Here is an 11,109-nt window from a genome sequence, read left to right as displayed (position 1 = left end):
TGAAGTGACCCCAAAAAGTTAGACAAGGTTATGTTATTAGGCAGCTTGTAAGGCATGCGTACGGTATTGAACTGGACTCATGCCTTTTAATTTTGCCTTCATTCGTTTGTGGTTATAGTAATCGATATATTTCGCTAATTCTTGTTTAAAGTGTTCCACACTTTCAAATTCCTTTAGATAGAGGAATTCGGATTTCAATATACCAAAGAAATTCTCAATTACCGCATTGTCGTAACAATTGCCTTTACGGGACATACTTTGCGTGATCTCCCTTTCTTGTAAGGCTTGACGGTATTGCTTCATCTGATAATGCCAGCCTTGATCGGAATGCAGGAGGAGTACATCGTTCTCTGACAGTCGTTCAAATGCCTTCTCCAGCATCTTCGAGACGAGGGAATAGGTTGGTCTTGAAGCGATTGTATACGCAATAATTTCTCCGTTAAATAAGTCTAAAACAGGTGACAGGTAAAGTTTTTCGCCAAATAATTTGAACTCTGTGATGTCCGTTACCCACTTCTTATTTGGTTTTTCCGCTGTAAATTGACGGTCTAAGAGATTGGGGGCAATCTTACCTATTGTCCCTTTGTAAGAACGATATTTTTTCATGCGGACAACGCACTTCAAGCTCAATTCTTTCATGATTCGCTGTACTTTTTTATGATTCACTATATAACCACGGTTCACCAATTCATCCCGAATACGACGATAACCATAACGCCCTTCATGTTCGTCAAAGATGGATTGGATCTGTTTTTTTAACTCGACATCTTGATCCGATTTCCCAAAGTTTTTCACCCAGTAATAATATGTACTACGTGGAATCCCTGCTAGCTTGAGTACTGATTTCACCGGAAATTCATGCCTTAATTCAAAGACTACTTGCGCTTTGTCTTGTTTGGTGATTTTTCCTTGCTTTGAACTAAGGCATTCAACTTTTTTAAATAAGCATTCTCCATACGTAAACGCTCTAATTCTGCTTGCAAAGCCTCTGCTGAACCTTCTGCTGGTGCAGTTTTGTTTGTTGGTTTCTGACTATCTTTTTTCATCGTTGGACGCCCCTTTTTCTTTGATTCCAGGGCCGCCCAGCCTAGTGTGTCTAAGGTATTTTGCCAATTCCAAAGAATCGATTCGGAAGACAAGTTAAATCTCGCTGCCGTTTCAATAATGGACGTCCCGTGTTCGTTCATATAGTTAATTACGTCTAGTTTATATTGGGCAGTGTATTTTGTATAGGTTTTTATAAAGGCCCCTTCTCCATGATATTGATACTTTTTCACCCAATACTGCAGTTTACTAACATGTACACCGATTTCCTGTGCGATTGTTTGATAACCTGTATGTCCTTCTAAATATCGTTTGACCGCTTTTATTTTTTCTGCTGCTGTAAATTTAGCCAAAAGAAAAGCACCTCCAATTGTTAGATGTGTGTCTAACAATTGGGGTGCAGTTCATTGCAGCTGCTCCTTTTCTGTTTTTCGAGCTTATTCCAGACGAAGCTTCTTACGATCATTTTATGAATAGATCTTTCAAAATATAGTTAAAGTTATTATACTTATAAAAGATACGCAAGTTTAATTAAGTAATGTTGACGGATTTCCAAAAAAATAATACAATGATTACGGTTAGCATAAGAATAGAGGTCTAAACATGGATAAAGATTATATAACGATCGCCGAGGCTGCCAAAAAGCTGGGAGTATCGCCTGCGACACTTCGCAGATTGGAAAAAGACGGACAAGTTGAAGGCTATGGATTAAAGGTCTATTACACGCCGGGCGGTCAAAGAAGATATCAGTACAATGAAGTCAAACATGCCTATGGAACCTGGGGCCCGTTCGGAAGGATGGGATTTGGCAATAAACCGTGCATTATTGTAAGAGACTTAATTCGTTATTTCACAGACCCCACTTCTAAAGCGGGGTATGACATGGATAAGGTTATCGAACAGACTCATTTATTGTTGGAATCCGCTACCAAACTGAATATTCCGATTGTTTTTGCTGTTACCATCTATGATCCGAATAATAAAATATCGAATCTGTGGGCGAAAAAAATAGAAACCAACCTCATGTTAAAGCAGGAATCGATTTGGACGGATATTGAGCCAAGATTAGGCCATTTTCAATTCAACAAAATTATTCATAGTCCCTACATTTCTCCATTTTTCAAATCCGATTTATCCGATTGGCTGAAAGCCCAGGATATCGATACGGTTATTATCGTAGGCAACAGTACAAGCGGATGTATAAGGGTAACGGCGATTGATTCTCTTCAACATGGGTTCCATACCATTGTGCCGGAAGAAGCGGTAGCTGATCGCTCGATCACAGAGCACCAAACGGCCCTTTTGGAATTAGATGTCAAGTATGCTGATGTGATCCGGGTCGATGAAGTGCTTGAATATTTTCAAAAAGTACAAATCTAGTTTTTATAGGTAACGACAGGAAACAGGGTTGAGGATCTTCTCCTCACCCTGTTTTTTTCGTTTAAACCGTAACAGATTTGCTGGTTGTCCTTAATATCCCAGGTTTTCCGATATTTCTTTTGCGGCTTCCATGACTTTAATTTTGTAATCGTTAATTTTATAGTGTTGGAATCCTTCGGTTGTTCCCGCTATGGAGACGGCAGCCACCACTCTTCCGGTGTAGTTTCGAATAGGGGCGGCAACCGAAATCACTCCCGGGGTTAGCTCCTCGATACTAACGGCATATTTTTGTTCGCGTACTTGTTTGATATGCTCAAGAAATTTGATGGGATCGGTGATCGTATGTTCGGTAAATGGAGTTAAACCTTTTGAAATAACCATCTCCAAATATTCTTCTTTTTTATGGGCGAGTAAGACTTTGCCGGTACTCGTACAGAACGCGGGGTTTCTTTTGCCCACATGAGGAAGTCTTAGCGGATGAGGGGATTCCATCTGTTCGATATAAATGACGTCCGCTTCTTCCAGAATGGCAACGTGTGCCGATTCCCCGGTCTGCTTAACTAATTTCATGAGCACCGGCCGGGACTCCTTCGTTAATTGCAACTGACGTTTTACAATCCCTCCTAATGATAACACGGTCAAACCCAGCTGCCATTTTTGAGATTCCGGATCTCTTCGAGCAAAGCCCTCGCTTTCAAGGGTAGCCAGCAAACGACTGACCGTACTTTTTCCTATTCCTAGCTCGACAGCCAGCTTACTGACCCTCTTTTCCGTCTCATCTTCAGAAAAACTGCGTAAAATACGTAAAGCATTTCTGACGGAAGACAGCAAGTACTCTTCGCTCGATCTTTTTCTATTCGCATCCGGTTTCATCTCAGATAACCTCCATATGCCGTTATTTGTCCCTCATAGCAGAACAAAGGCCTTACGTTTATTATACAAAATTTGTTACGGTTTCCTAGTTATTTTAGTTGATATTTATTAAAAAAAATAATTATTTTGGTGCGTATATCAGAACATTTGAGTTGTACGGAAGTGATATCGAAGTTACGATTATGACATAATAAAGCAACGAATTTGAAGTCATTACAGGAGGGATTAACATGTTAAGCAAGGAACAAAATGAAACGCTTACGAAAGTAGGTCCGGGAACCCCGACGGGAAGTTTGCTTCGCAGATATTGGCATCCTGTAGCAGCAAGCTCTGAATTTCCGAAGGCCGGGACGAGGAAAGTCAAGATTTTAGGAGAGGATCTGGTCTTGTATCGCGACCGGTCCGGGAAGCTGGGGCTTGTTCAGGAACGCTGTCCGCATCGAGGGGTTTCGCTTGAATACGGAATACCGGAAAACGATGGCCTTCGTTGTCAATACCATGGCTGGTGTTTTAATCGTGAAGGCGCTTGCACGGAACAGCCGAATGAACCTGAAGAAAGTACCTTTAAAAACCGGATTAAAATCAAATCTTATCGTGTCGAGGAGCTAGGGGGACTTATTTTCGCTTATTTAGGTCCGGAGCCTGCTCCGCTGTTGCCCCGATATGACTTATTTCTTCGAGATAATGTAATCCGGACTATCGGATATGCCATTGTACCGTGCAATTGGCTGCAAATTATGGAGAACTCGCTTGACCCCATTCATTTGGAGTGGCTGCATGGTCACTACTTTGAGTATGTTTTTGAACAGCAGGACCGTCCGGTGAGCGAGTGGCCTATTACGAAGCACCATATTAAAATCGGTTTTGATGAATTTGAATACGGCATTATTAAGAAGAGAGTGTTGGTAGGACAGACAGAGGAATGCGAAGACTGGCGTGTAGGCCATCCCGTGGTTTTCCCTAATATGCTCCGTGTAGGAGACAGCGGGGCGCATTCGTTCCAAATTCGTGTTCCTATGGACGATAACCATACGTATCATATTTGGTACACCTGTTATGTGCCGAAAGAGGGAGTAAAAATTCCGGAAAATTACCCGATTTCCCTGTATGAATGCCCGATCAAGGATGAATCCGGGAAGTTTATTACGGATTATATTGACGGTCAAGATATGATGGCCTGGATCACACAAGGAGAAATTGCCGACCGGACAGCTGAACGACTGGGTACTTCGGACAAAGGGATTATCATGTACCGGCAAATGCTGCTGAAGGAGCTGGCCAAAATCGAAAGAGGTGAAGATCCGCTGTGCACGTTTAGGGACCCGGAGAAAAATCAAATCATTGAACTGCCTCAAGAAGAGGATAAATTTAGTGAGGGCGCCCTGCTGACCAATGTATCGAAAAACTGGAATACCAGATATGCAGCCAATATTGATGAAATCATAGAAATTTGCAGAAACGGGAATATTCCTTCGAAGTATGTCATGGTCTAAAAAAATTTGAAGGATAATCAGGCTCCTAGGCTCCTTCTTCATAATTCATGAATGGGAAGGGGCCTGATTTTTTGTTGCCGCTACCTATTGGGTCGAAAGGGGAAACGACATGAAGATCAAGTGTTGTCCGAGTTGCGGAGAATCTTTGCTGCATCCGCGCAGTTTGCTAAATGAATTTTGGATTTCAACGGATACGGCTTATTTTTGCTGGTGCAGCTTCTGTTCATGGCGTGGTGAGATTATTGAGGTCACCCGAGTAACGGCGCCGGAAGCAGGATGACGGAATGATGGAGAGGAGGTTGGCATGCAATGAGTGATTTGTTGCAAGATATTCGCGAAAAGATTGCCCTGTCCTGCCGAATTTTGGCTATGGAGGGCTTGGTGGATGGGATTCTGGGGCATGTCAGTGTGCGCATACCGGGAACAGATGAGATGTTTATCCGTTGCAGGGGCGAAGAAGAGAACGGTGTGCGTTACACCCGGTCAGATGCTATTCGGCGTGTCGATTTTGACGGAAACGGTGCGGATCTTGAAGGGAAGTACGATGTGCCCAAAGAACTCCCTATTCATGGGGAAATGTATAAATTACGACCGGAGGTCGGTTGTGTTATTCATGCACACCCGCCGGATGCCTTGATTTGCGGAATTACCGATTTGGAGTTTCGGCCTGTTTTCGGTGCGTTTAATATTCCGGCCATGCGCATGGCTCTTGAAGGAATACCCGTATTTCCGCGTTCCTGTCTGATTACCCGCCAGGAGCTCGCCCATTACATGATGCAAGCGATGGGGGATAAGAACATCTGTTTAATGAAAGGACACGGTATTACCGTAACGGGGAAGACGGTAGAGGAAGCTACCGTTCGTGCCTTGAATTTTAATATTCTGGCCAAGGTTACGCTTCAGGTGGCTCAAACGGGGAGAGAAGCTGCACCGATATCCCAGGAGGATATGAACGAGCTTCCTGATCTGGGAACTACGTTTAATGACCAGTGGGGATGGCGTTATTACGTGAAAAAACTCCACGAGGAAGAGAAAAGGTGAATATATGGCTCATTTACAAAGAAAGGAATCACCTGTATTAAGAATAGGGATTGCCGGTCTTGGTATTGCCGGCAGCTCCATAATCCCCGCGTTTCTTAAGCATCCGAATGTGCAGCTTTCGGCAGCGGCAACCCGAAGTAAGGAACGGAGAGAGAAATTTGCGAGTGATTATCAAGCGGAAACCTTTCACAGTATAGAGGAGTTGTGTCAAAGTTCGTCAGTGGACGCTATTTATATCGCGACTCCTACCGAGCTTCATACCGAGCACGTCCTGCTGGCGGCCGAAAATAAGAAGCACATTATCGTAGAGAAGCCGATGGCGATCACGCTTGAGGATGCAGACAAAATGATTGAGGCGGCTGAAAAGAACGGAGTCGTCATGATCGTGGGGCACTCTCACAGCTTCGAACCCCCTATCCGCAAAATAAGGGAAATCGTTAGAAGCGGAGAGTTGGGAGAGGTGCGCATGATTCACAATTGGTACTTCAATGACTGGATCTATAGACCCCGGACTCCAGAAGAATTGGATACGCAGTTGGGGGGAGGCGTAACCTTCCGGCAAGGCTCGCATCAATTTGATATTATACGGCTTATTGGAGGCGGACTGATCAGGAGTGTCCGGGCCATGACGGGAGTATGGGACCTGACGCGGCCGACAGAGGGAAGCCATACTGTTTTTCTGGAGTTTGAAAGCGGGGCAGCAGCCACTGCTGTCTATAACGGCTATGATCACTTTCATTCTACGGAGCTTACTTATGGGATTAGTGAGGGAGGGCCAGTCGTTTCCACGGATGTGTATGCCAAGTCTCGCAGAACAATCGATCAAGTGGGCCGCATAGAAGAAAGCCAGATTAAAAGTCTGGCGGGCTACGGGGGATCGAGAGCTAAACAGTACGACCATGCGGAAAATCATCATCCGTTCTTTGGATTGACGGTTGTAAGCTGCGAAAAAGGTGATATTCGTCAATCTCCTAATGGATTATACGTTTATGGGGAAGACAAGCGGTATGAAATAGCGCTTCCTGCTGCGGCTACAGGACGCGATGCGGTCATCGCGGAGCTTTATGATGCGGTTTACAACGATCGTCCTCCGGTGCATGACGGCCGATGGGCTAAAGCGAATTTGGAGGTTTGCTTAGCCGTGCTGGAATCTTCCAAACAGCGCAAGGAAATTTATTTGAACTATCAAACGGCGGTCACGGATTAATTCATTCTAAATATATGAACCGACAATGAGGAGAAGAGAAGATGTTCCTGAACAAAAATAAGCTGCATCAACAAATTCGAGACTGGTTGGAGGAAGATGTTGGACCAGGTGACGTGACCTCCTGGGTAACGGTCCCTGAAGATTTGACCGGAACTGGAATTATTCACGCCAAAGGGGAAGGAATCTTGGCGGGAATCCCCGTTCTTCAAGCTGTTTTTTCAGTCGTTGATCCCAGTGTCGTCATCCAGACAAGGATTAGCGACGGTGAGGTTCTTACGAAGGGAACGATTATAGCGGAATTATCCGGTAATATCCGTTCTATACTAACGGGTGAACGTATTGCCCTTAATTTGCTGCAGCGCTTATCCGGTATTGCTACCAAAACAAACCGTCTCGTTCTGGCAGCGAGGCCCTATAACGCTAATGTCAGGGTTGTTGAAGCGAGAAAAACAACACCCGGACTTCGTATGCTGGAGAAGTATGCGGTGCGTGTGGGGGGAGGAAATTCGCATCGCTATGGATTATTTGATGCGGTTTTGATTAAAGACAATCATATTAAAGCTGCCGGGGGATTAAAGCAGGCTGTGGAATCCGCTCGAGCCGGAATTCCTCATACCATGAAAATTGAAGTGGAAGTTGAATCCATTACGCAAGTGGAGGAGGCCCTGGAGGCGAAAGCCGATATTATTATGTTCGATAACATGCCGCTTGACACGATGAGGCATGCGATCGCGCTGATTGGAGATCAAGCCATTACCGAGGCATCCGGGGGAATCACCATCGATAATATAGCGGAAGTTGCCGGATTGGGAGTTAACGTCATTTCTATGGGAAGCTTGACCTACTCCGTAAATAATGTCGATATTAGTCTTGATTTGTTTAATAAAAAATAAATATTGCTTAGAACAGCCGCTTTCTTCAGAGAGTGGCTGTTTTGTGTTGCGCCGGGATAGGCGTACACGAAAAACGGATATAAGTTACGTAAATTTATTAAAGTTATTTAACAATACAGAAAAATATAAGTTTGAATAAGTTTTTATTGACGTATTTTTTAATAAATATTACAATCATTATATTGAAAGCGTTTTATTGTGGGGAGCGATTGTTTATCAATGGCCTCATATGAACGTATATACCAAAGGAAGAGGTGTCTAAAGATGTCTAGTAAAAAAAGTATTATCAGCTTCATTTCGCTCTTGGCCATGACAAGTCTCATCAGTGCCTGTTCGGGCAATCCAAGCGGTACGGGTTCCACGCCCTCATCGGAAAAATCAGTTGTGCTCAAAGGGGTTACCGCCTGGGAAGAAAATAATATTCATAGTGCAGGATTCGGCATGTTTCAGAAAAAAATCGAGGAGCAAAGCAATGGCCGAATTAAAGTGCAGTATGCAGGAGGTCCCGAATCGATCCCGGCCTTTAATCAGGGAGATGCGGTACGTACGGGGGTCGTAGATTTTTCCGTTCTTTCTACAGCATATTATCAGAACCAGGTGCCGGAAGCCGTAGTTACCAATTATAGCGAACTGTCTGTCGAAGATGAATGGAAGAACGGCAGCATGGCTTTCCTGAATGAAATACATAATAAAAAATTAAATGCCCAATTCATAGGAAGATCCAGCGGGATGAGCTATAGTCTATATACGAAAAAGCCGATTACCAGTATCGACGATCTTAAAGGCAAACGATTCCGGACATCGCCTGTCTATGTGCCGTTTATTAAAGCATTAGGTGCAGAGGCTGTGATCATGCCGGCAGGAGAAATCTATACGGCAATCGAGCGGGGGGTCATTGACGGTGTAGCTTGGCCCAAGGGTGGAGTCACAGATTTGGGGCTGCAAAAACAAATTAAATATCAAATATCACCCAGCTACTGGAAAGTCGATACTTCTATGATCATGAATCTGGACAGATGGAAGCAGCTGTCTAAAGAAGACCAGGATTTGATTAATAAGGTAGCCCGTGAAGTCGAGAAAGAACTTCCCCTATTCATTGAAAAATTTATTGAAGACGAGCAGAAAAAGTTGAAAGAAGCCGGGATTCAGGAAGTTAAGCTGCCGGAAGAGGAATACTTGAAAATTGCCAATGATTCGGCTTGGAAGTGGGTAGAGACGAATTTGCCGGAGAACGGAAAGAAATTAGAGGAATTGTTCAGAAAGAAATAGGAGGGAGATCCTTGTGAAATTCCGCAAGATGGTTCACCAGTTTGACCGGGCATTGTCACAAATTGAAGTCGTTTTTATGGCGATAGCCGCCATTTTATTGTTTGTGATGATCTTTACGGTCTGTTTTAGCGTGGTCGGCCGTTATTTTTTAGGAATACCGGCTGCATGGACGGTGGAGTTGAGTGAATATATTATGGTTTTTCTAGCTTTTTTATCGGCCTCATGGGTGCTCCGCAAGGATGGGCATGTTCGTTTGGACCTGCTCCTGAATACACTCAGTCCTAGTAAGCAATTGCTTTTTAATCGAATTACGGCCATTATTGCAGCTATTGCCTGCGGCTTATTTTTCTGGTTTAGCTTGAAAGCCACCATTGACAATTATCAAAGGGATGTCATTTCTTATAACATTTTGAACACTCCGAAATATTTGGTTTTGTTGCCTATTCCATTAGGCAGTCTGCTTTTAACTCTCAGATATATTCGAAACATTTTGAGTGATTTTAAAATTTGATTAGAACAGCGAAGAAGGTGATCTAAATGGAGTGGTGGTTGTTTCTTATTTGTTTCTTTGGGTTGCTCATGGTATTCATGTTTATGGGGATGCCGGTGGCATTTTCATTCTTGGCGGTAAACTTTATTTTTATCACCTATGTCATGGGCTTTAAGCCCGGAATGAATCAAATTGTATTAAGCGCTTACGATTCGTTGGCCAAGTTTCCATTAACAACCATACCGCTCTTTGTCATCATGGGGGAATTGCTGCTGCATTCGGGACTGGTCGTGAAAACCTTGGATGTTTTATCCAAATGGTTAGGGCGTATACCTGGACGGTTAAGCGTGCTTTCCATTATCAGCGGATCTTTTTTTGCCGCTCTAAGCGGATCAAGCATCGCTAATACTTCCATGCTGGGAACCGTATTGGCACCAGACATGCGAAACCGGGGTTATCATAACTCCATGGTCCTTGGACCCATCATGGCCTCGGGAAGTCTGGCTGTCATCATGCCGCACAGTAGTCTGGCTGTCCTGCTGGGGAGTATCGGCAAGGTATCGATTGGCGATTTGTTGATAGCCACCGTTGTCCCGGGAGTTTTGATGACCGCGATTTTCGTTGTGTACATCATGATCAGGTGCGCCAAAAACCCTTCCCTGGCCCCGGCTTATCCCATTGAAGAGAGCAGCTGGTCCGATCGGATCCGTTCGCTAACATTCGGGGTCATGCCTACTGCGCTTTTGATTCTTGCAACCGTACTTTTGATTTTCTTTGGTATCGCTACGCCTACCGAATCAGCCGCATTGGGAGCGTTTGGCGCTTTGCTGCTCGTGATCATGTACAGGGCGCTGACGTGGGAAGTGTTATTAAAGTCCATTAAGGGAACATTGGAAATTTCAGGAATGATCCTGATTATTATCGCTGCTTCCTCTGCGTTTACACAGCTGCTGGCTTTTACGGGAGCAAGCCGGGGATTATTGAATATGGCTCTGGGGCTTGAAATTCCGTCTCTATTGATTATTGTCATTATGCTTCTGATCGTCGTTTTCCTGGATAGCTGTATCGATCCGATTTCGATCATGATGATCACCCTTCCGGTTTACATTCCCATGGTCATCGCTTTAGACTACGATCCGATTTGGTTTGGTATTATGATGCTTATTTGTTTGGATCTGGGCAATTTAACCCCGCCTTTCGGTCTGCTGCTGTTTGTTATGAAAGGGGTTTCGCCGCCTGAAGTGACCATGAAGGAAATTACGCTAAGTGCAGTTCCCTTTGTCTCGCTGAAAGTCATGCTGATCATATTGATTATGATGATTCCGGAGATCGCGACGATGCTTCCGAGCTTAGGGAAATAAATGGTTGAAAATGAAATAAGAGTATGTTAAAAAATTAAATAAATCTTATCAAACTTGT

At 44.0% G+C, this 11,109-nt stretch carries 10 protein-coding genes; 8 read left to right on the top strand and 2 right to left on the bottom strand.

Translation table 11 applies throughout. The annotated features are described in order from the left end of the window. Positions 1-36: 36 nt before the first annotated feature. Positions 37-1,397 (bottom strand): IS3 family transposase gene (locus tag PVA01S_RS22300; RefSeq protein WP_127609658.1). Its coding sequence is split into 2 segments (ribosomal slippage): positions 37-941 and positions 941-1,397, totalling 1,362 coding nucleotides; the frame shifts between segments, so codons are not numbered across the junction. Positions 1,398-1,647: 250 nt separating this feature from the next. Here PVA01S_RS22300 and PVA01S_RS22295 point away from each other — a divergent pair. Further along, positions 1,648-2,424 (top strand): isochorismatase family protein, encoded by a 777-nt coding sequence (locus tag PVA01S_RS22295; protein WP_127609656.1) that lies wholly within the window; start codon positions 1,648-1,650, stop codon positions 2,422-2,424. Positions 2,425-2,514: 90 nt separating this feature from the next. Here the strand turns inward: PVA01S_RS22295 and PVA01S_RS22290 are convergent, their stop codons facing one another. Then, positions 2,515-3,297 carry an IclR family transcriptional regulator gene (locus tag PVA01S_RS22290; protein WP_127609654.1) on the bottom strand — a complete coding sequence of 261 codons (783 nt, stop codon included), beginning with the start codon at positions 3,295-3,297 and terminating at the stop codon, positions 2,515-2,517. Positions 3,298-3,527: 230 nt separating this feature from the next. Between PVA01S_RS22290 and PVA01S_RS22285 the strand changes: the two genes are divergently transcribed. The 7 genes from PVA01S_RS22285 (at position 3,528) to PVA01S_RS22255 (ending at position 11,051) form a co-directional block, all read left to right on the top strand. Beyond that, a complete protein-coding gene (locus PVA01S_RS22285; RefSeq protein ID WP_054795308.1) occupies positions 3,528-4,790 on the top strand; it encodes an aromatic ring-hydroxylating dioxygenase subunit alpha in 1,263 nt (420 codons plus the stop codon). Positions 4,791-5,099: 309 nt separating this feature from the next. After that, the gene (phtC, locus tag PVA01S_RS22280; protein ID WP_127609652.1) at positions 5,100-5,831 is read left to right on the top strand and encodes a 3,4-dihydroxyphthalate decarboxylase; all 732 of its coding nucleotides are present in this window, start codon (positions 5,100-5,102) and stop codon (positions 5,829-5,831) included. A gap of 4 nt (positions 5,832-5,835) precedes the next feature. Beyond that, entirely contained in the window at positions 5,836-7,038 is a 1,203-nt protein-coding gene (locus PVA01S_RS22275) for a Gfo/Idh/MocA family protein (protein WP_054798861.1), read from the top strand. A gap of 41 nt (positions 7,039-7,079) precedes the next feature. After that, the gene (gene nadC, locus PVA01S_RS22270; RefSeq protein WP_127609650.1) at positions 7,080-7,931 is read left to right on the top strand and encodes a carboxylating nicotinate-nucleotide diphosphorylase; all 852 of its coding nucleotides are present in this window, start codon (positions 7,080-7,082) and stop codon (positions 7,929-7,931) included. A gap of 264 nt (positions 7,932-8,195) precedes the next feature. Continuing rightward, complete coding sequence (dctP, locus tag PVA01S_RS22265) at positions 8,196-9,200, top strand: TRAP transporter substrate-binding protein DctP (RefSeq protein ID WP_164751935.1); 1,005 nt, start codon at positions 8,196-8,198, stop codon at positions 9,198-9,200. A 13-nt stretch (positions 9,201-9,213) separates the two neighbouring features. Beyond that, complete coding sequence (locus PVA01S_RS22260; protein ID WP_127609646.1) at positions 9,214-9,711, top strand: TRAP transporter small permease; 498 nt, start codon at positions 9,214-9,216, stop codon at positions 9,709-9,711. A gap of 26 nt (positions 9,712-9,737) precedes the next feature. Continuing rightward, positions 9,738-11,051 carry a TRAP transporter large permease gene (locus tag PVA01S_RS22255; protein WP_127609644.1) on the top strand — a complete coding sequence of 438 codons (1,314 nt, stop codon included), beginning with the start codon at positions 9,738-9,740 and terminating at the stop codon, positions 11,049-11,051. Positions 11,052-11,109 lie beyond the last annotated feature (58 nt).

The organism is Paenibacillus validus NBRC 15382 (genome assembly GCF_004000985.1).
GTDB classification, from domain to species: Bacteria; Bacillota; Bacilli; order Paenibacillales; family NBRC-103111; genus Paenibacillus_G; species Paenibacillus_G validus.
Note: the sequence above shows the minus strand (reverse complement) of the source record. Positions and strands in the feature narration are given on the sequence as shown.